Annotated in this window: 21 protein-coding genes and 1 other annotated feature; of the genes, 4 read left to right on the top strand and 17 right to left on the bottom strand. The window is 33.6% G+C overall.

All coding sequences use genetic code 11. The features are described 5' to 3' along the window. Positions 1–122: 122 nt before the first annotated feature. The 9 genes from LC095_RS03855 to yeiL all read right to left on the bottom strand — a co-directional run bounded on the left by LC095_RS03855 (position 123) and on the right by yeiL (position 6,524). Positions 123–1,172: an anti sigma factor C-terminal domain-containing protein gene (locus LC095_RS03855; protein ID WP_226526907.1), complete on the bottom strand. Its 1,050-nt coding sequence runs from the start codon at positions 1,170–1,172 to the stop codon at positions 123–125. Beyond that, complete coding sequence (locus LC095_RS03850) at positions 1,165–1,674, bottom strand: RNA polymerase sigma factor (RefSeq protein ID WP_226526906.1); 510 nt, start codon at positions 1,672–1,674, stop codon at positions 1,165–1,167. Before LC095_RS03850 ends, LC095_RS03855 begins: the two co-directional genes overlap by 8 nt. Before the next feature lie 201 nt (positions 1,675–1,875). Continuing rightward, positions 1,876–2,238 carry a VOC family protein gene (locus LC095_RS03845; RefSeq protein WP_226526905.1) on the bottom strand — a complete coding sequence of 121 codons (363 nt, stop codon included), beginning with the start codon at positions 2,236–2,238 and terminating at the stop codon, positions 1,876–1,878. A 69-nt stretch (positions 2,239–2,307) separates the two neighbouring features. After that, on the bottom strand, positions 2,308–2,448 hold the full coding sequence (locus LC095_RS03840; RefSeq protein WP_226526904.1) for a hypothetical protein: 141 nt from the start codon (positions 2,446–2,448) through the stop codon (positions 2,308–2,310). A gap of 40 nt (positions 2,449–2,488) precedes the next feature. Further along, the gene (locus LC095_RS03835) at positions 2,489–3,190 is read right to left on the bottom strand and encodes a hypothetical protein (RefSeq protein WP_226526903.1); all 702 of its coding nucleotides are present in this window, start codon (positions 3,188–3,190) and stop codon (positions 2,489–2,491) included. Beyond that, the gene (locus tag LC095_RS03830) at positions 3,162–3,698 is read right to left on the bottom strand and encodes an RNA polymerase sigma factor (RefSeq protein ID WP_226526902.1); all 537 of its coding nucleotides are present in this window, start codon (positions 3,696–3,698) and stop codon (positions 3,162–3,164) included. The genes LC095_RS03835 and LC095_RS03830 overlap by 29 nt, the downstream gene beginning before the upstream one ends. A 265-nt stretch (positions 3,699–3,963) precedes the next feature. Next, on the bottom strand, positions 3,964–4,809 hold the full coding sequence (gene dat / locus LC095_RS03825) for a D-amino-acid transaminase (RefSeq protein ID WP_226526901.1): 846 nt from the start codon (positions 4,807–4,809) through the stop codon (positions 3,964–3,966). Between the two features lie 94 nt (positions 4,810–4,903). Then, positions 4,904–5,749 carry an aldo/keto reductase gene (locus LC095_RS03820; RefSeq protein WP_226526900.1) on the bottom strand — a complete coding sequence of 282 codons (846 nt, stop codon included), beginning with the start codon at positions 5,747–5,749 and terminating at the stop codon, positions 4,904–4,906. 103 nt (positions 5,750–5,852) lie between these two features. Next, positions 5,853–6,524, bottom strand: coding sequence for a transcriptional regulator YeiL (gene yeiL, locus LC095_RS03815; protein WP_226526899.1), 672 nt, complete (start codon positions 6,522–6,524; stop codon positions 5,853–5,855). A gap of 79 nt (positions 6,525–6,603) precedes the next feature. Here yeiL and LC095_RS03810 point away from each other — a divergent pair, with 79 nt between their 5' ends. Then, positions 6,604–7,794 (top strand): MFS transporter, encoded by a 1,191-nt coding sequence (locus LC095_RS03810; protein ID WP_226526898.1) that lies wholly within the window; start codon positions 6,604–6,606, stop codon positions 7,792–7,794. 284 nt (positions 7,795–8,078) lie between these two features. Here the strand turns inward: LC095_RS03810 and LC095_RS03805 are convergent, their stop codons facing one another. The 4 genes from LC095_RS03805 to LC095_RS03790 all read right to left on the bottom strand — a co-directional run bounded on the left by LC095_RS03805 (position 8,079) and on the right by LC095_RS03790 (position 10,952). Next, positions 8,079–8,342, bottom strand: coding sequence for a hypothetical protein (locus tag LC095_RS03805; protein ID WP_226526897.1), 264 nt, complete (start codon positions 8,340–8,342; stop codon positions 8,079–8,081). 146 nt (positions 8,343–8,488) lie between these two features. Further along, on the bottom strand, positions 8,489–8,905 hold the full coding sequence (locus LC095_RS03800; RefSeq protein WP_226526896.1) for a VOC family protein: 417 nt from the start codon (positions 8,903–8,905) through the stop codon (positions 8,489–8,491). Between the two features lie 279 nt (positions 8,906–9,184). Next, positions 9,185–9,628 carry an SRPBCC family protein gene (locus LC095_RS03795; RefSeq protein ID WP_226526895.1) on the bottom strand — a complete coding sequence of 148 codons (444 nt, stop codon included), beginning with the start codon at positions 9,626–9,628 and terminating at the stop codon, positions 9,185–9,187. A 109-nt stretch (positions 9,629–9,737) separates the two neighbouring features. Next, on the bottom strand, positions 9,738–10,952 hold the full coding sequence (locus LC095_RS03790) for a translocation protein TolB (RefSeq protein WP_226526894.1): 1,215 nt from the start codon (positions 10,950–10,952) through the stop codon (positions 9,738–9,740). 174 nt (positions 10,953–11,126) lie between these two features. Here LC095_RS03790 and LC095_RS03785 point away from each other — a divergent pair, with 174 nt between their 5' ends. Beyond that, positions 11,127–12,215, top strand: coding sequence for a GerAB/ArcD/ProY family transporter (locus LC095_RS03785; protein WP_226526893.1), 1,089 nt, complete (start codon positions 11,127–11,129; stop codon positions 12,213–12,215). A 162-nt stretch (positions 12,216–12,377) separates the two neighbouring features. Here LC095_RS03785 and LC095_RS03780 read toward each other — a convergent pair whose 3' ends face one another. The 4 genes from LC095_RS03780 to argS form a co-directional block, all read right to left on the bottom strand. Further along, positions 12,378–13,568 carry a Ger(x)C family spore germination protein gene (locus LC095_RS03780; protein WP_226526892.1) on the bottom strand — a complete coding sequence of 397 codons (1,191 nt, stop codon included), beginning with the start codon at positions 13,566–13,568 and terminating at the stop codon, positions 12,378–12,380. After that, positions 13,565–15,172, bottom strand: coding sequence for a spore germination protein (locus LC095_RS03775; RefSeq protein ID WP_226526891.1), 1,608 nt, complete (start codon positions 15,170–15,172; stop codon positions 13,565–13,567). The genes LC095_RS03780 and LC095_RS03775 overlap by 4 nt, the downstream gene beginning before the upstream one ends. A 241-nt stretch (positions 15,173–15,413) precedes the next feature. After that, on the bottom strand, positions 15,414–16,121 hold the full coding sequence (locus LC095_RS03770; RefSeq protein ID WP_226526890.1) for a DNA alkylation repair protein: 708 nt from the start codon (positions 16,119–16,121) through the stop codon (positions 15,414–15,416). Positions 16,122–16,162: 41 nt separating this feature from the next. Next, positions 16,163–17,869, bottom strand: coding sequence for an arginine--tRNA ligase (argS, locus tag LC095_RS03765; protein ID WP_226526889.1), 1,707 nt, complete (start codon positions 17,867–17,869; stop codon positions 16,163–16,165). Positions 17,870–18,035: 166 nt separating this feature from the next. Further along, positions 18,036–18,247 (bottom strand) — a binding site (T-box leader). Between the two features lie 191 nt (positions 18,248–18,438). On the opposite strand from argS, the gene LC095_RS03760 reads away from it, so the two are divergent. Both LC095_RS03760 and LC095_RS03755 read left to right on the top strand, forming a co-directional pair. After that, complete coding sequence (locus tag LC095_RS03760; RefSeq protein WP_226526888.1) at positions 18,439–19,128, top strand: response regulator transcription factor; 690 nt, start codon at positions 18,439–18,441, stop codon at positions 19,126–19,128. A 2-nt stretch (positions 19,129–19,130) separates the two neighbouring features. Then, entirely contained in the window at positions 19,131–20,135 is a 1,005-nt protein-coding gene (locus LC095_RS03755) for a sensor histidine kinase (protein ID WP_226526887.1), read from the top strand. Positions 20,136–20,239 lie beyond the last annotated feature (104 nt).

Below are 20,239 nucleotides of genomic sequence, written 5' to 3'. Positions count from 1 at the left end.
TTAACATAATATATATTATACAAAGTTAAAATAAAAAGATAAATTCTGTCTCAAAATCTAAGATTACTTAAGTAATTGAGACAGAATAAATTTTTTATCATGTATAAGGATCATCAATAAACTTATTTATTCGGAACAATTGTAACGCCTAATTCTGCAGCACGGATTTCTTTTACATTCATAAGCTCTGTTAATTCGCTCGCACTACCAGTCACAACAACACCTAAAACCTTGATATTTTGAGGAGAAATATTGGCATGATCTCCTTTTAAATACCTATATATACGTTCATATTCTCCATAATATTTTCCACCTTCATTATTTAAACCTGCTTTAACATATTCAATAAATCTCTCTTCATTTTTTTCGGACTCATCTTCATTAGTAAAAATGTGATCAAAACCATATATATATGTAGATATTTCCGGCAAACTAGGTATTACTTCTGTTTTATCACTATTTTCAATCGTTACCTCCCCCCCTTTTAGACGCTCTACATCTGTATATGTATCAGCCCAATACCACTTTAACGTTACGTTATTTGGTAAAAATTCTCGAACTTCATTAGGTGAATAGCTTCGGTCAAATGATAGTCCCATCTCCATTAATGTTTCACTTGGATAGTCTTTAAGATTATTAAGATCATTTCTTACATAATCATAATCCACACTTGGGTGATAAAATTGCATCATTCTTTGTTTTGTTTCTTCATCATAAGATCTATTTTGCCCATCTTTCCTATCAGCAATTTGGAACTGTCGATCTCCCTCTACACTTCTTACCCCTCCAAATATACTATAATTAAACACTTGATCACTCCAATTAACTGGTGTACCTTCTATTTCTTTGTATCTATTATAGGATAATGTACCATTGAACAAATCTCTTCCTAGAAATTCAGGACCTAACTCCTCTACGTTTGGACGGGTAATTTGATTAAAAAGTTCGACATCTTTCATTGCCTTTTCTTGATTCCATCTCATAAGCGAAAGCCAGCCAAACCCTAAAGCCACAAATAGTATAAGAACAACTATAATTGTGATGCAAATAGTTCGAAGAGTACTGATTAGTTTTGCTTTTTTTACTATTTTATTGTAGGTTTGGTTTGAATCTTTTTCATTAAACAGATCATAAAGCTCCTGCTCTTTGTTAGTGTTCTCTTTATCATTCATATTTTTCTAACTCCCTTCTATATACTTCTTTAAACGCTTCTCTCGCCCTGTACAAATATGTTTTTAATGTACCTGGATTAAGATCCAGCATTTCAGCAATTTCCTCGTAGCTTAATTCCAAATCATATTTCATGACTAATAATTGTTTATACAGGGGTTTTAATTGACCAAGTATGATTTGAATATCATTTCTGAGTTCTTTGTTATCAATATAATCTTCCGGTAATGATGCTTCATCAACTAATTCATAATTTTCCAACGATATTTGAATTTGTTTTTTCTGCTTCCGGCAAAGATCGTAGTAACGATTAATTGCTACGCGAAATAGCCAACTGAACACTTTATTTGCATCCACTGAGTCCATGTACAACAAAAATTTGTACAATGCATCCTGTACAATATCTTCAGCATCTCGAGGGTTTGCTCCAATCTTGATTAGATACTTAAATATAATGTCTGATTTATTACGTAATAATTTGTGCAGATCTGCTTCCTCAATCAATAACTCCCCTCCTTCCGCTTATATAACGTATATAATCTAAGAAAGTTAACAATAAAAAAGAATTATTTTTCAATTAATAAATAAAAGTTTGATACTCATGAAGTGCAATTGAACCACATTAAAAATCACATACAAAAGAGCTTAGAAATTTTCCTAAGCTCTTTGTCATTTATCTTTATCTCAAAACCAAATGATCAATATCTACACTTCTTGAATCATTTCCACTCTGTTTCCGAAAGGGTCTCTGAACTCAAAACGATCAAAACCTGGGATTGGTACTCCTTCAATTATCTGAATTTCATTTTGTTCTAACACATTTCTCCAGTATGATATATCCTCCACTTGATAAGCTATATGGGCTTTCGTTTTTAAACGGTCAAAACCATCTTCTGTACCTATATGTACATCTCTATCTCCAACTTTTAACCAAAAGCCTCCACGCTCCTTTAGTGATTCGGGCTTTTCCTTCTCAGGTAAACCGAGAATTCCACAGTAGAAATTTCTCCCCTCTTTTTCGGCACCTTTTGGTATGGTTATTTGAGCATGATGTAAACCTAGAATCATACTATCTCCCCCAATTTCATCTACTTTTCTTTTACCAATAGCATTTTAATCATCTAGTGTGAAAAATGATCAGCTAAACAATAAGTACAAGACAATGACGACTACTACAACAAATCCTCCAATTGTTGGGCTTCCATAAAAGGTTCTATTCCAACTATCATCAGTCTCAATTTTGCTTTTTTCACGGTTATCCTTGTTGTTATTCTTCATTCCTATCACCTCTAGAAAAAGGACTAATCCTTATAATCAACTACTCCACTTTAAAATCAATACTATATTTATCACTTAATGACTGTTTTACGTCATGTGATAAATCATATTGTAATGTTATGTTACCCTTATCATATTTATATTGCTTAAATATGTTCTTTTCAGCGATGATCCAGTCTGATTCTTCTTTGTGAAAAATAACATATAAATATCTTTTATAATTCTTTTCCGCTTCAACCGCTACATCCTCCACTGAATACAAGATAACAGTCTGATGATCAGCAAATAATGGCTTAAGTTTCTCTATAACAATTGGTCCTTTTTGGGCACCTTTCTCATTCAAAGAATCATCAGTTAATCTTATAGAGCTTTCCTTTCCTAAAGTTCCAAGATACGTCTCATAGTCACCTATATTAAAAGCGGATATATGTTCTCTATATGATGCTTCAATTTCAGCAACAGTTTGCTCTCTTTCGACTTCACTGAGCACTTTACTATTTTTCATTCGAAAACCATTTTCCAGAAATGGTGCAAGCACTAGAAGGCAAATTAAACATAAACATACACAAGCTAGCGTCATTCTGAATGCTCTATATCTATATTTTTTTCGACGATGATTTGATTGACGAGAAATTTTGCTCTGAATTTGGTCTTTAAGTAATGCTTTTCTGTCGTTGCTCCAGATAATTTCATTGTTTAACGTATGTAACTTTTTATCTAGTGAAAGACGTGATTTCTTCATAGTCTTCCTCCTTTAACAACAACTTCTCAAGATTCTTGTTTGCTCTGTGTAAGGTTGTTTTAACCTTTGATTCACTCCAATTTAAAATCTCTGCTGTTTCTCTTATAGAAAACCCCTGAACCTTTCTAAAAAGGATCACTTGTTTTTGCGCCACTTTTAATCCATTTAAGGCATCTAACAAACGTTTACTTTCTTCTTTCACTTCAACGATCTTTTCCGCAGAAGGATAAACTTTAGTTTCTTTTGAAAGTCCATTTAGTAATCTTCTTATCTTTGATTCTTTTCTAAAGAAATCCATTGTAGAATTATGGGCAATCCGAAACAGAAAATTTCTCACCTTATTTTTATCATTTATATGTATCTGGTATTGATATGCCTTTAAAAATGTCTCTTGCAGTATATCTTCTGCAGTTTGCGACTCCTGCACCATAGAGAATATATATTTAAAAAGTGATACGCTATATTGTTCATACCACCACATGAATTCTTCCTCATCTGTACACTTCATCAAAACACCCTCCGCGAATTACTTGCTAACTAGACGTATCGTTTCGTTTGCGTTCTGACACTTCCAAAATTTAGCACCTTCTTAAAATACCATATAATTACATTCTTTTAAACAAGCATTATATAATTATATTTACAGAGAATTAAGAAAAGCTTAATGATGTTTAAATAAAATAACAGTTAATTATTGAAGGAAGAAATATACTGTACCTATGTTATTCAATATAAAAATCCTGATTTAATAAATAAATCAGGATAAATGAATATTATAACTGTTTAATTTTTTCCTCATACTTCGTTTGAATTAACTTCGTCATCTCACCAGGTTTACCGTGACCAATAGGACCTTTACCTTTAATTTCAATAATCGGAGTTATTTCAGAAACGGTTGCTGATGTAAACACTTCATCACTACTCAATAAGAAGTCTACTGTTATCGTTGTTTCTTCAACCTCAATTCCAATTTCTTTTGCTATTTCAAGTATCGTAAGTCTAGTAATCCCATTTAATATAAGATTATTTGCCGGAGATGTATATAATTTATTATGTTTATAGACAAATACATTTGAGACACTACCTTCTGTTACAATATCTCCTCTATGCAAAATCGCTTCAAATGCACCGTCTTTATTTGCTTTTGTTTTCGCTAATACACTTCCAAGTAAATTTAAGCTTTTAATATCACATTTTGTCCATCTTTCATCCTCGTGTAAAATAGCAGTTGCACCTTTCTCCATTAGTTCAAGAGGTCTTTTCGCCTGTTCAACATAAGCAATTAATTGGGGGCTTAATTCTTCTTTATTATAAATATGACTTCGTTGTGCAGTACCTCTCGTTAATTGTGTATACACATATCCGTTATCTATAGAGTTTCGTTCCAATAGTTCTTCAAACATTGATTCCAGCTGTTCTAAATCCAGTGCTGAATCGATATCAATTTTTCTGGCACTTTCGATATAACGGATTAAATGCTCTTTCAATTTAAAGTACTTCTTATTGTAAAATCGAATTACTTCATATACTCCGTCTCCAAATTGATAACCACGATCATAGATTGATAGTTTGACTTCATTTTCATCCAAGAACTGATCATTTACTAAAAACTTCTTCATCTTATCCACCGCTTTCTTAAAATCTGAAAATGATTAGGCTAAAATCATATCTCAACCTAACGATATGTGCTCATTCTGTATATAAAAAGCTAGTTTAAAATTCTTCATATGTTGCAGGATCTTGATTATTCAATCTGCCATCAGTTCGAGACATTGTTGAGATCTGGACCATTTCTTCTTCATTCAGTTCAAAATCAAATATTGAGATGTTTTCAAGCTGTCTTACAGGGGAAGCCGATTTTGGAATTGAGATAGCTCCTAGTTGATAATGCCAACGTAATATAACTTGTGAAACAGTCTTCTTATAAGTATCTGCAATTTGCTGTAATGCGCTAATCTCCAGTACATCATTTCCACGAGCTAATGGACTCCAAGATTGAGTAGCTACATGATGATTTTCATGCCACTTTCTTTGATCCGCTTGATTAAAAAATGGATGTAATTCAATTTGATTCAAACTAGGTTTCACACCCGTTTCCTGTTCAAGACGTTCCATATGTTCAGGTAGAAAGTTACATACACCAATTGAACGGATAAGTCCATGTTTTTTTGCGTCGATTAGCGCTTGCCACGCTTCCACATAGTGATTTTGTTTTGGGTTTGGCCAATGAATAAGGTAAATATCGTAATAATCTAAATTCGCACGATATAGTGATTCTTGAATCGCGATCATGGCTTTTTCATACTCTTGATATCTTCCAGGCAGCTTAGACGTAATAATTAATTCTTCTCTTGAAACAGTACTTCGTCTAACCGCTTCACCTACTGTACCTTCGTTTTCATAATTATAAGCAGAATCTATCAAACGATATCCTAATTGATCAATGGCATATTGAATCGATTGAACTCCTTGATTCCCTTTTAAATTATATGTACCTAAACCAACAACAGGTATCGTTAATCCATCATGTAACGTTATTTCTGGAATGAATTTGTCCATTTTATTCCTCTCCCTTCGTATTTTAGGTTACCATAATTTTGAAACCTTTTCATAGATAATGTGGTCTGTGTAGCAGAATGATGACATATTTAAATCCCTAATATTATTTATTCCACAACATCTCTGCTAATTCATACAGTGAATTTGGTTGGTTTATTCGAAAGTATCTACCCTCTTTTTGGATATAACCCTTTTTGGAAAATTGTGAAACAACATGCATTAAGTGTCGATAAGATACACCCAAAAACTCACAAACCGTTACATGCTTCTCTTTATATATACCGTCGTCAGAAGTTTGCAAAATAAATTCAGCCAAACGATTTTCAAGAGGAAATGATAAACTTTGTGAATACTTAGCGGCCATGTTTGTTGCTTTCATACTTAAAAATTTAGTTAATTCCTTAAGAAATACCACATCTTCTAATAATGTTTCACGACAGCTATGAAAAGGAATAGCAAAACATATTGTCTTTGTAGAAACTTGAATCCCTTTTGTATAATAAACATCATTTAATAATTCCATTTCTCCAATGTAATCATTAGCATTAATAAAATTAAGTAAAGAGACTTTTCCGTTTTGATGTGTGATATATATCTTTGCTTTTCCTTCGATAACATAAAATAAATAGGATGGTCTTTTTCCTTCTTGAATAATCCATTCATCCCGTTTATATTCATGTACTTCAATAAATTCTTCAATTGGAGACGAAAATAACTGGCAAATCGAATGATTTTTAATAAATCTAAGTTTTTTTTCATTTTTATAAATTTCCATTTTCCACCCCAAAATATGAGATATCTCCTATTATGTTACACAAAGATAGTATATCATCCAATCAAAGGAGAGATATAGAATGAATACACAACACTGGATGAGCAGACAATATTTTAGTTTTTTTGTAACGTGGGGGATCTTTCTACCCTATTGGACAGGGTGGATGATCTCTGCAAAAGGAATGTCGATTTCACAAGCTGGATTGATCATGAGTTTAGGACTTGTTGTGAGAGGCATTTCAACATTATTTATTTTCCCATACTTATCAGAAAAGCTAAGTAATAAAACAATTTTAAATGGTACAGCAATTGGTACTCTCGTTGCTCTTATCTGCTGTATACCGGCTGATTCGTTTTCAAGTTTACTTTTTGCAACCCTTGTATTGCATGTTTTTTACCCAACATTGATGCCTGCATTAGATAGTACCGCTGGCGTACTTTTGCAAAGGAAGCAATTAAAAAACTATGGGAAGAGTAGATTATGGGGCTCTATTGGATTTGTCGTTGCCGGTATTACCTTAACATTCTTTACCGGCTCTTTAGGTGATGAGGTGATATTATGGGCATTGTTAGTTGGAATAGCAGCATTTCTAATCCTTGGGTTAATGAAAACTCCAAGAATTTTATTAGAAAAGCCTCAAAAAGATCCTTCCATAAAAGAGAACATAATAGATTTGTTTCGGAGCAGTCACTTCGGAATAGTACTTGCCATTGTTATATTAATACAAGCTGCACATGCTTCCTATTACAACTATGGTTATATTTATTTACAAGAAATTCATGTACCAAAATATCTCATTGGTTCCATTATTAACATTGCCGTACTTGCAGAAATCATTTTCTTCTCAATCGCTGATAAGTTCTTTCATAAATATTCAGTTAGTACTTTACTAACATTAGCGGCATTGGGATCAACCATCCGTTGGATCATCGTGTTCACTTTTCCAAATGTGATGATGTTTAGTATTTCCCAACTATTACATGCATGTTCATTCGCAATGGCGCATTATGCCTTTATGAAATACTTAATAAAAAATATCCCAAATAGGCAGATACCAAAAGCACAAGGGTTATACTCTGCATTAGCACTTAGTTGGAGCACTGCCGTTTTTACGATTTTCGGAAGCTATTTATACGAAATTGAACCGAGATTTGCTTTTATTGGTATGGTTTTAAGCACCATACCAGCGCTTGTCCTCACATTTTTTGTCCTCACATTTTTTTATCGAAAAGTTGAACACAAAAAACAATCTGAAGTTGCTATATCGTGATACGCAAATGAATGAAATGTTATAGAAAACGTTCATTCACAAACCTGAATTAGTATAGTTTTTAGCATAAAATAGCAATAGGAAAAGCAATGGAATTCACCTTCCATTGCTTTTGAATTTAGCCATCTGTTCGTAATAAGTTGAAATCTATTTAAGACTTGAGCAGTTCGCTCACTAAGATGCAGATCCTCGTAATATCATATAAAGAAGCTAGCCAAATTTGCAAATCTAGTATGTTTGATTTTCTTGAAAAAACCTACCCGTTATCTTGATTTGAGACTTTTTTATTTCGTCTTATGATCTTTTCCTTTACTTTTCGCTTCCCTCTCATTACCCCTTTTAAAATTACCTGTTATCTTGGCCATTACTAATTGTACATCTTTTTCATTTTCTGCTTCGGTAACTTTCCGTAAAAACTTCTCTGCTTCTTTCCCTTTTAAGATTTTCACTTGTTTCCCATAATACTCTAAAAAAATGGTCTTATCTTTATTGACACGATAACTAAAAGGAGTTTCGTCTAAATGATTTCTTTTATCAATTTCACCCATTTTACACACCTATTCTATTAGATTTTTACACAAGCTGTTCTCATTTGGTATACATTAACTAAACATCCGATTAATTAAAAAGATGATATCTATTAAGACATCATCATTTTTAATAAATCATTCTAACCATTTATCTATGCTTATGTTTACTGTTGATTCATAGCACTTTCATCCATATAAACAACTTCCCAAATGTGACCGTCTAAGTCTTGAAAACCCCAACCATACATAAATCCATGATCTTGTGGGTCATTTGAGATTTTACCTCCTGAAGCTACTGCTCTATTTACCAACTCATCAACTTGGTCTCTACTATCAGCTGATAAACATAAAATTGCTTCAGCAGAAGTGGTAGCGTCCACGATTTCCTTCTTACTAAACTCTTTAAAACGATCCTCAGTCATGATCAAGGCAAAAATATTGTCACTGATAATCATACTTGCTGTGTCGTCAGTGGTGAATTGGGCGTTGAATTCAAAACCTAACGAACGGAAGAAACTGGTTGACTTTTTTACATCTTTCACTGGTAGATTGATAAAGATATTTTTAGACTGAAATGCCATTTTTATCACCTCAAGGTAAGATTAAGACGCGCAAAATGCTCTATCAAAATTTGATAGATTCATAATAGGAAACTGAAAAAGATTAAAGAAATAGAATCGTTTTTTAGACAAACTACCTTTAAAATCTCCTCTTCCTAAACGCATATCTATATACAATATTCGACTACCATAATTAGATTCCTTCAATAATTATTCTCCATTACGATTCTTTTTTTGTAACTTCTGTATCATGATTTACCTTTTTTTCTAAAAATAATCTATTTTTAGAAAAAGATCTAATTAATGAATTAAAGACGCTCTCATATTAGTAATATCATTTTCAACATAGCATTTTAAACAGGAAAGCATATATACCCAGCCTTCTTTTTGTCCCATCATTTTATTAACTACTTCAGGGTCATCTTCTTTTAATCCAGTTTCGTTCACTTCAATTATCGTACTACCATAATCCGATTCTTTTAGTAGGATTGTTACGATCGTTTCTTCATCATGTTCCTCGCCCCAGGAAAAAACAATTTTCTTATTGTCTTTGAGCTCTAATACATTTATTAAACCTTCTGCATGATATTCATCATATTTTAATATAACCTTCTTGCCTTGAATCCACCTTTCCGAACTTGACGAAAACCAAAAGTTGCCGATTTTCTCCGGATCTACTATTGCTTCAAATACAACATTTATTGGTTTAAGTATTTTCATTTTGGCAGTAACTTCTGTATTCATTAACATCACACCTTTTCATTTTTATGTACTATGGATCGGTCACCTAAAAATTCGTTCATTTCTTTTAGATTCCTTTTTTAAACGTAATATTAATTCTTTGTATATAATGTTAGTGATGAAATAACACTGGAGCGGAATCAACATTCTTCAACCAAATATATTCCTTGCCATCAAGCACATTCTTTACAAAAACATTTCCTTTTGATTCCTCATCTGTTTTTCGAATCCAAGTTAGGTAGGATCCAATCACCTGTGGATCCTCATCAAGTTCATTTTTCTTTGGATTAGTTAGTTGTTTTTGATCTTTTGTTTTTAGATCAATAAGGTAAAGTGATGTATACATTGTTGGAACTGGTCCTTCATTCCAATCTTTATTTCCCTTTGCACGAGCAACAATTATTTTATCTGAAGAAAGCCATTCTAAGTCAAGATCTACATATCCAACAGGGGTATATTCTTTTTGGTGATTCGATACAGGCATGTCTTTAATTGTGGTGTTCTTGTTTTCAACGAAAAATCTTCCTTCACCTGATATATATGCTAGCTGATCCGAAGATGGAGACCACTTCACCCAATCCTCATATCCCAGCATTTTGCCCACAGATTGAAATTCGTTCCCTTGTTGTGTTAACACACACAAAGTATTACTATCCATTGACCAAGATGCTGTAGGGACTGCTATAAAGCTAAGCCACTTCCCATCATGGCTCCATTTGAAATAGTCAGCATAAATGGCAAATAAGTCAGGTATTTTAGTATCTATCGTATAAAACTGTTTCATTTTTTTTTGATCAAGATTTGCATCAACCGGTATTTTAAAAAGTTCAATAGATCCCCAGCCAGTCGGTAATAAATGGGCTTGTGAGGAAACGATAAAGTCTTGCCCATTAGGAAACCATTCAAACCCGCTAACTCCTAATGAAACATTTTCAAATCCATGTGGACGATTCTTTTTAAACTTCGTAACATTTAAAACACCATTTGAAGTGTATGCTAATTGATTGGTAACGGGAGACCACTTAAAATCAGATGTTTCAATACTTTCATATGGTTGGTAGTTTTCTTTTTCTTTTGTGTCATAGATGAACAAGTTTGATTTTTCTCCATGTTGATCGCCGTCAAGATAGGCTAACAATCGACCATCATATGACCATTTAGGGGAATAAACAAATCTTCCCGTTGTAAGTTGTGTTTCTTGTTCTCCTTCTATTATCCACAGTTGGTGATCGCGAATAAACGCAGCTTTAAGTGGTACTTCTGCATTCACTCCTGTAGAAAATAGACAAGATGTTAAAAATAACAGCAGTAGAATCCTATATCCCACGAAAAACCCCTCCTGCTTTTAGGTTATCCTAAACATTTTTAAGGAATTCATAATAATGGAAAGGGGGAATTCAACGTAATTAAGGAAAGAATGTAGCTGCATATTTAAATAACCATTCTTTGGCTATACTATTCTTAACGTGCTAAATTCTAGTAGATAAAAAGGTTGAATAGAATGGAACAAATCACAAAAAGCCAGCTATTTTCTTTGATGTTATTATATGAAATTGGTAGTACAACATTGTTCGCCTTAGGGATTGGGGCTAAACAAGATGCTTGGATCGTAATCATCATTGCCACTGTTATTAGTTTAGGTTTGGTATGGATTTTCACCGAGCTTCAAAACCATTTTCCGAATCAAAATTTAGTAGAGATTTTACAGAGTCTATTAGGAAAGTGGCTCTCAGTGCCACTTATTCTCCTTTATGCGTTGTATTTCTTTTCAAGCGCAAGTTTTAATTTTTATGAATTTGGCGAAATTATTCGGACTACTTTTCTTATAAATACACCACAATTAGTGATCTTAGGTGTTTTTATGTTTACCACTATTTATATGATCACATTAGGGTTTGAGGTCATTGCGAGAACGGGTGAGATTTTAATGCCTGTTCTTATCATTTTTTTAATAACAACTTATTTTCTAGCTAGTATTTCAGGTGCACTTGACCTACAAGAGATATTTCCTATTTTAGAAAATGGAATCAAACCTGTTTTAAAAGAAGTCTTGCCTGTCATTAACTTTCCATTTGGAGAAAGTGTTGTTTTCCTTATGTATTGGCATTTTATAAATAAGAGAGAGTCTGTACGTAAAATCGCTTTACTCGTTGTCTGTATAACAGGTGGAATTCTAATTCTAACGAACTTAATGATTATTACAATGTTAGGACCAGAACTAGCGGCGAAAGCTGAGATTCCCTTATTAAGAGTTCTTTTTGATATCAATATCGCAGACATTATTACGAATTTGGATATTATCGGGGTTATCGTCATCTTTATTGGGGGCTTCTTCAAAACTGTTCTTAACTTTTATGCAGCCGTATTAACAGTTACAACCCTTTTTAAATTCAAGAATAAAAAATGGATGACAATAATAATGGGTTTAGCTTTAATTGTCTATTCTATTACTTATTTTGAAAATATTTCGTTTCATAGATGGGTGGGGTTCGAATTTAATTCAACTTATATACACGGTATTTTTAGCTTTATGCCGATATTCATAGTACTTTTGAGTTGGCTTAAACATAAAACAAAAAATCTAAAATAAAAAGGTGAACTCTATGTTGAATTTACACTCTTTATATGAAGCTGGTATCGTACTGATCATTCTGATTATAGGAGGATCGCTATACATTTCAATCCTCCTATTATTAAACATTTATTATGGTATCTATTTTGTTATTAAACGTTTTTTTCGCAAATCAACATCTTAATCTTCAGACTTTAATGGCTCCTTTAAAAGTTCGCGTGCACCAATATCTGCTTGTACATTAACATTTACAGCGGCGTTTTGAAATTCTCCTTCCAACCACTTATCTTTTACTTCATTCCACTTCTTGGGTTCTTTCTTATTCAATGTTGTTCCAAATCCAAAAATATCTGAATGATAGTCTTTTTGTGCTTTTTCAACAACATGAACAACTTCTTCTTCAATTAGATTTTTTAATTCTTTTTCTAATTGATTTAAATACTCGTACTGCTCTTTTCTCGTTGATAATGTTCCTGCACCTTGCTGTTCAACCAGTATGCCAGATGTTTTAATATCTATTGTAAAAGAAATTCTGCCTCCTTTTATATCTGGTTTTATCTTCGTTTTTGTTTCTCTTATTTCAATCGACACAAGCTTATTTTCCTCCATTATGGAAGGTATTGTAAGAATGCCGCTATTCACCTCGCCAATAATCCAATTATATCCACGTGCTTCTTTTTCATTAAGATATCCAACCACTTTGTCTTCTTTAATAACAGCTCCTCCCGAAAGCTTTACTTGTTGTGTATTCTCTGACATCGTTCCATTTGACGAAGATTCCCCAGACATTTCCAACACCCCAACAACCGGATTAGTACCTTTAGAAAGTGATTTTTTATAGAAATCATTCAATTGGATGACTGTTACATCAAAATTTAATTTTTGATTTTCATTCAGACTCTCCAAAGAGTTTGCTTGTACTTGTTCAATGCCCTGATTATTTATACTAAGGATTTGTCGGGCCTGCATATCTTTTGCTATACAAATCCATACATATCCCCGCGATTCTTTTCCTCTCGTTATCGCATCTAGAACAGGCAGTATCTCCTCTTTTGCTAACTGTTCGCCGATAACGATGACTTTATTATGTGCATAAAAATTGTTACGATCAAATTTTTGATTCACATTTCTTATAGCTTTATAAACAGTATCCCCAGTCGAAGAAATGACTTTAATAGGAGGCGCTGTACCCCCTCCTTCTGGCTTTAATGCAGAAGGGTTTGCAACTTGAGATGTAAAAAGTATTTCACCTGTTTCAGGATTTCTATCAATTCCAATGGCACTGACTATTCCTATTTCTTTCAATTCTCTCCGATCCCAACAACCAACTAATAAGAACAAACAGCCTAATATGAAAACAATACGCTTCAATTCTCTTCACTTCCATTTTTCCAAGTTGAAGCTTGGGGCTTTTGGTTTTTACCCTGACGATTTGTCTCATGTTGCCATGTAATGGATTGTGGTCTTTGATTCATCTTCCATAGTGGGGCTCTTATTAACGTATCCTTCCACTCCCGTAAGATAATTGGAGCATGTGGGGCTAAATATGGTGTACCGAATGAACGTAAAGAACACATATGAGCTAATATGATTAAAAATCCTATTAATACACCATATAAACCGAGAATACCTGCTAGCAACACAAAAAATAACCGTGATAATACAACAGCATCATTGATGGCAGGGACAATAAAACTTGAGATACCGGTTAGGGCCATTGCTATTACCATAGGGGCACTTACAAGACCAGCCTGAACTGCTCCTTCACCAATAATTAACGCACCAACAATTGAGATGGCTGAACCTACCGGTCTTGGTAAACGAACCCCGGCTTCTCTTAGAATTTCAAATGCAGTACCAATTAATAATGTTTCAATCAAAACAGGAAATGGAACGGTTTCTTCCGCTGCAGCCATTGACGTTAACAAAACTGTTGGAATCATGGCATGATGATAGCTAGTAAGTGCTACATAAAATGCAGGAATTGTGACGGTAAGAAACAATGCAAGCAGCCTTAATAATCGAATCGCAGAGGCAAAATAAGGACGTGAGTAATAGTCTTCACTAATTTGAAAGTTTTCAACAAACATGTAAGGAACAGATAAAACAAATGGTGTACCGTCACATAATATAGCTACTTTTCCTTCCAATAACCTTGCAGCAATAATATCAGGTTTTTCACTATTCCCAACAGTAGGAAAAATGGATGTTGGATGGTCTTCAATGAGTTGTTCGATATATCCTGACTCTAATATAGAGTCAATATCAATTTTATTTAATCTTGCTTTTACTTCTTGGACAACCTTTTTATTGACAATCCCCTCAATATAAGCAATACGTATTTTTGTATGAGTTTGTTTACCAATTGTAAACTTTTCAAAATAAAGCTTCGAATTAACAATTTTTCTTCGAATTAATCCTGTATTAACTTCAATATTTTCAGTAAAACCTTCTCTTGGGCCTCTTACAACTGACTCTGTATCAGGTTCTGAAACATTTCTCATTGCAAAACCCTGTGCTTCAATTATCAGGGCAGTATCTGAACCATCTATGAATAATGCAGCCTTTCCAGATAAAATTTGGTTTACTACCACTTCAATTCCTGAGTGTTCTGAAAGACTGCCAACATCTAATACATTATTTTTCACAATATCTAAGTTGCTTTTTTCTGAATATGTTATCTGGTTATTGTTCAAGTTTAGTTCTTGTAATGGTTTTACAACAAATTCGTTAATGTATTCATTACTAGATAAAGTTGAAAAATAACAAATGAACACTTTTACAGGTTTTTCAATAAAAACAACACTCTCTCTAAAAACAATGTCATCATTTGTTCCAAGTAGTTCCTTTACCTTACTAATATTTCGATCAATATTCACCTCAAACTTTTCGTTGTTTTCTAAAACATGCTTGTTTTGAGAATTCGTATACGTAGGTTTATTTTTCTTTCGATGGAAACGGAATTTTTTAAACACTTCGATACACCAACCACCTTCAAAGCTTCGAATTATATAGTATTATTTGCCATCAAAAGAAAATTTATCAATAATTGTATTTCCCTATATAGATGACGAATATTTAAACTTTTCATTTGAATATACAATCTATGAGATCAGGTATAAAAAAACGCCTCAAATCCATTAAAATTAAGGATCTAAGACGTCTTAATGTTTAGTTACTTATAATTAATCATCAATATAAATTATTATTAAATTATTAACATCTTACATATTTGCGTTTGAAACCAAGTTTCCCTCTATCTATTTCCTTTTGAATTGTATCTGAAGCAAGGAGAATACTGCTTTTCTTCTTGTCCCGCTTGATCTCAACTGGTCCAACTGCCTTCGCGGTTTGGACTGCCTTTTCATGTAGAGGCAAATAGGAAACCGCTACTGTATACATAAAATTATTCATAGCGGATTTTGTTCGATCAGGAGAATCGTGAATTGTTTTTTCTATCTGGTCAAGCATACCGGCAATCTTTTCTTCTTTAAATTCAGTGTCTGACCGATTCCCTAAAAGCCAGCAGTAACAGCTCCAGCCTGCAGACATTCTAAGTTCTTCACCGCTTTCAATCCATTTATCTGCTACTGATTGCGCAATATCGGTTTCAGATAAAGTAACAGCTACAACATAATCAGACAACATATAGAAATACGCAGCATCAATCCAGCGGTCAAAGTCTGCCTCAGTCATGATTGTTGGATCTGCGATGATACCGGCAAAATACATAGCATCATAATTACCAGTCGCGTATAGTTGCTCTGCTAAAGGTTGGTTTTTTCCGATTTTCTTTGACATCGGCTTCATCGCTCCTGTAGCCACGCCAAAAACGGGTTCATGTGCACCATTTCTTATATAAGTATTTTTTGTTCGTTCTTTCCCTAAATCTTCCAGTTCCTGCATAATTGTTTCAAAATCCATCGTTTAGCACACCCTTCATGATTGATTTTAACATTATCTCCTTACATTTGTTCAGGAGCTTTAACTCCTAATAAACGTAACCCTTCTTTTAGAACGATCGTCACTGCTTCAACTAATTGTATTCTCTTATATAGATGTTCGTCATCTTCTAAAATTCGAACAGAACCATAGTATTTATTAAAAGCTTGTGCAAGATCAATCGTATATTTGGCAATTTGAGAAGGATCAAACTGAGAATATGCCTGCATGATCACTTCTTCGAATTTCATTAATAAGGATATGACTCTCCAAGCCTTCTCATCTTTATAAGCATCTACTGAAACAGATGATTGATCTATTCTTTTTGCCTTTCTTAAAATAGAGCATGCACGTGCATGTGTATATTGTACGTAAGGGCCTGTTTCTCCTTCAAAAGTTAACATTTCTTTTAGAGAGAATTCAACATCGTTTAAGCGGTAGTTTTTTAAGTCATGGAAAATAACCGCACCAACCCCAACCATCTTTGCAACTGCCTCTTTTTCATCAAAATTCGGGTTACGTAATTCTATATTTTGTGCTGCAAGTTTAATAGCTTCTTGAAGCACTTCCTCCAAAAGGACAACCTTTCCTTTTCGTGTCGACATCTTTTTTCCATCTTTCAACATCATGCCGAATGGTATATGGTGCATATCTTTTGACCAATCATACCCAAGCTTGTTTAAGACGTGAAATACTTGTTTGAAATGAAGAGATTGCTCACCACCTACTACATATAACGCTTTAGTAAAATGATATTCTTTTTCTCTGTATAGAGCTGCAGCTAAATCTCTCGTTGCATACAAAGTAGCTCCATCTGACTTTTTTATTAAGCAAGGCGGTAGATCATATTCATCTAATGAAACAACCATGGCTCCATCTGATTCTGACAACAGGCTTTTTGTTTCAAGCTCTTTTACAACAGCATCCATCTTGTCATTGTAAAAAGCCTCTCCATTAAACGAATCAAATTCAATATCCATAAGGTTATAAATTCGTTCAAATTCATTTAATGACTCTTCACGAAAGCATTTCCACAGCGATAATGCTTCTTTATCGCCGTCTTCCAATCTTTTAAACCATGAGCGACCGTTATCTTCAAGCTCTGGAGTATGTTCAACTTCTTCGTGAAACCGAATATATAAAGAAAGTAACTCCTTAATCGGATCCTGTTTCACCCTATCTTCATCCCCCCATGTTTTATATGCGGTAATTAACTTTCCGAATTGTGTACCCCAGTCACCTAAATGATTAATTCTTATTGGGGAATAGCCGCATTTCTCCATAATATTTGCTAACGAGTTTCCGATTACAGTTGAACGTAAATGTCCCATTGAAAAAGGCTTTGCAATATTAGGAGAGGATAAATCAATCGTAACTTTTTTATGCTTGCCAATCGATAATTCTCCGAAATTGTCTTTTTCGTTAAGTATTTTCATGACAACTTCATTTCCAGCCTTTTGCTTTTCTAAAAAGAAGTTCACGTACGGGCCAACAACCTCTACTCTTTCGATATACTCATTGTTAATGAGAGAACCTATCTCTTGGGCAATTTGTGCTGGAGCTTTCTTTAACTCTTTTGCAAATACAAAACAGGGAAATGCATAATCACCCATTTCTTGTTTTGGGGGAACTTCTAACTTTTTGCCGACTTCATCTTTTGATAAAGAGCTCATTCCTATTTGTGTTATGGTTTCATAAATTGTGGAAATGATAATCTGCTTATACTTCATTGTTCATGCTCCTTTGTTTTCTGTTGTACTTCATTGAATGAAAGAAATTAGAAAAACTTGGCTTGTCGACAAGTCCTAGTGGCGAAAGGTTTAATTCTTCTGATACTATTATCCATAAAATGTATATCACTTTCTGATATCATAAAAAACCCCCGTCTCTAAATATATTAGAGACGAGGGTTAAACTCGCGGTACCACTCTATTTGCTAAAATAGCCTGCTTGAAATTGTAACGGTCATAACCGGACTTATCTACATGATGAGATTTCAATAAGCCTTCTCCGAGGTGCGCTTCATAATCAATTTCGTACCAGGCTCCCACCATTCCCGGCTCTCTATATCGAATAGTGATTGCTACTCTCCTCTTCTTAGAATTATCCTTTATTAAAATGTTATTGCATATTATACAACATAGTTAACTTAAAAATCCATTTCTTTTTAATTTTATATTTTTAATTTATTTCTCAGTTGTTCATCTCAATAAATGATCATTTAAAGTGATTTGACGCTAACATGATGATACACTAGGATTAGTCTAGAAAACCAAATAAATGGTAGGGTGTTCTCAATATGAAAATTTTATTAGTTGAAGATGATAAAACGATTGCTTCAGGTTTGGAATATTCATTACAAACGGACGGATATGAAACGGTTACATGTCATAGTGCTGAATCAGCGAAAGTTGTCGTAAGGGAAAGATTAGCAGAAATTGATTTATGTTTATTAGATTTATCCTTACCAGATGGCAGCGGTTATGAGTTGTGCGAAATGGTAAAAACCTGCAGTGATAAACCCGTTATCTTTCTAACAGCATTAGATGATGAAGTAAATGTGGTGATGGGATTAGATATGGGAGCAGATGATTATATTACGAAGCCTTTTCGTATTCGCGAGCTTATCTCGCGGATTAAGTCTGTTTTCAGAAGATATGACAAACAAATACAAACAAAACCAAAAACAATAATAGAACTTGAAAATGTCCAAATTAATACGTTGGAAGGTAAAGTTTATAAAAACAATGAAGAAATATTGCTTACCGCTTTAGAATATCGGCTTTTTTTGATTTTTGCCAATCATATTGGACAAGTATTAACAAGAAACCAGCTTTTAGAACGGATATGGGACGTCGCTGGTGAGTTTGTTAATGATAATACACTCACAGTCTACATTAAAAGACTGCGACAAAAGCTTGAGGATAACCCTCGTAATCCTATCATTATTAAAACAGTCCGTGGTATGGGTTACAAGGTTGGTGATTAAGAATGCTGCGTAATCGTGAAATACAAGTCTTGTTGATCATTCTCACAAGTATTTGTATGGCTTCAACAGTCCTGGCAATTTTCTTTTTTTCTTTGCCTGTGGCTTTATATATATTTTTAACAACAACGATCTTCGTGATTGTTTTTTTCTATTTTACCAAATGGCGGTATAGGGAGATTGAGAAGCTTTCAACCTATTTGCGTAAAATAACAAATGGAGATTATAACCTGGATATCCGTGACAATACTGAAGGTGAATTAAGCATTTTAAAAAATGACATTTATAAAGTTACATTAATGCTTTCTGAACAAAGCTCATATTTGCAACAAGACAAAGTTCGGTTAACGAATGCGATCTCAGACATCTCCCACCAGCTAAAAACTCCATTAACATCAATGATGGTGATGGCTGATTTATTAAGTCACCCAAATCTTGACGTTGTTAAACGGAAAGAGTTTACTCACAACATCCAAGCACAACTAGAAAGAATTGAATGGCTCGTCACATCTCTATTAAAATTATCCAAAATTGATACGGATATTGTTCAATTTAAAAAAGATACTGTTCCCGCTAATGTTTTAATACAAAAAGCTGTACAATCTGTCCTTATTCCAATGGATATCAAACAGGTCTCTTTAAAGGTAAGTGGTGATGATGGTGTTTCATTTCTAGTTGACTTGAATTGGACCTCAGAAGCCCTTATTAATATTCTGAAAAACTGTATAGAACATACCGATGAAGGCGGATCTATATCAATCTCTTTTGTTGAAAATACTTTATACACAGAATTAAAGATTCAAGATTCAGGAAAAGGAATTCTAAAAGAAGACCTTCCTTATATTTTCAAACGATTTTATAAAGGCAAAAATGCTGGAGAAGAAAGTGTCGGAATCGGATTGGCCTTGTCATATAGCATTATAAAGAGTCAACAAGGGGACATTGAAGTGAAAAGTGAGATTGGAGAAGGAACCACCTTCTTAATCAAGTTTTATAAACAGATCATATAACACTTGGATGCCAATCACTCTAAGTGACTAAAATGTCACTTAAGAGTCACTCAATCGTCATTTTAGGCAGATATACTATAATCACAAATGAACTGGAGGTAATA

Origin of the sequence: Metabacillus niabensis, from assembly GCF_020524345.1 — a bacterium.
Classification (GTDB): Bacteria; Bacillota; Bacilli; order Bacillales; family Bacillaceae; genus Metabacillus; species Metabacillus niabensis_B.
This window is presented reverse-complemented; position numbering and strand designations above follow the sequence as displayed.

What these genes read in the sequence shown, in the direction of transcription:
- LC095_RS03855 (WP_226526907.1), bottom strand. Translation starts at nt 1,172, where the DNA reads ATGAATGATAAAGAGAACACTAACAAAGAGCAGGAGCTTTATGATCTG.
- LC095_RS03845 (WP_226526905.1), bottom strand. Translation starts at nt 2,238, where the DNA reads ATGATTCTAGGTTTACATCATGCTCAAATAACCATACCAAAAGGTGCC.
- LC095_RS03840 (WP_226526904.1), bottom strand. Translation starts at nt 2,448, where the DNA reads ATGAAGAATAACAACAAGGATAACCGTGAAAAAAGCAAAATTGAGACT.
- LC095_RS03835 (WP_226526903.1), bottom strand. Translation starts at nt 3,190, where the DNA reads ATGAAGAAATCACGTCTTTCACTAGATAAAAAGTTACATACGTTAAAC.
- LC095_RS03830 (WP_226526902.1), bottom strand. Translation starts at nt 3,698, where the DNA reads ATGAAGTGTACAGATGAGGAAGAATTCATGTGGTGGTATGAACAATAT.
- dat (WP_226526901.1), bottom strand. Translation starts at nt 4,809, where the DNA reads ATGAAGAAGTTTTTAGTAAATGATCAGTTCTTGGATGAAAATGAAGTC.
- LC095_RS03820 (WP_226526900.1), bottom strand. Translation starts at nt 5,749, where the DNA reads ATGGACAAATTCATTCCAGAAATAACGTTACATGATGGATTAACGATA.
- yeiL (WP_226526899.1), bottom strand. Translation starts at nt 6,524, where the DNA reads ATGGAAATTTATAAAAATGAAAAAAAACTTAGATTTATTAAAAATCAT.
- LC095_RS03810 (WP_226526898.1), top strand. Translation starts at nt 6,604, where the DNA reads ATGAATACACAACACTGGATGAGCAGACAATATTTTAGTTTTTTTGTA.
- LC095_RS03805 (WP_226526897.1), bottom strand. Translation starts at nt 8,342, where the DNA reads ATGGGTGAAATTGATAAAAGAAATCATTTAGACGAAACTCCTTTTAGT.
- LC095_RS03800 (WP_226526896.1), bottom strand. Translation starts at nt 8,905, where the DNA reads ATGGCATTTCAGTCTAAAAATATCTTTATCAATCTACCAGTGAAAGAT.
- LC095_RS03795 (WP_226526895.1), bottom strand. Translation starts at nt 9,628, where the DNA reads ATGAATACAGAAGTTACTGCCAAAATGAAAATACTTAAACCAATAAAT.
- LC095_RS03785 (WP_226526893.1), top strand. Translation starts at nt 11,127, where the DNA reads ATGGAACAAATCACAAAAAGCCAGCTATTTTCTTTGATGTTATTATAT.
- LC095_RS03770 (WP_226526890.1), bottom strand. Translation starts at nt 16,121, where the DNA reads ATGGATTTTGAAACAATTATGCAGGAACTGGAAGATTTAGGGAAAGAA.
- argS (WP_226526889.1), bottom strand. Translation starts at nt 17,869, where the DNA reads ATGAAGTATAAGCAGATTATCATTTCCACAATTTATGAAACCATAACA.
- LC095_RS03760 (WP_226526888.1), top strand. Translation starts at nt 18,439, where the DNA reads ATGAAAATTTTATTAGTTGAAGATGATAAAACGATTGCTTCAGGTTTG.
- LC095_RS03755 (WP_226526887.1), top strand. Translation starts at nt 19,131, where the DNA reads ATGCTGCGTAATCGTGAAATACAAGTCTTGTTGATCATTCTCACAAGT.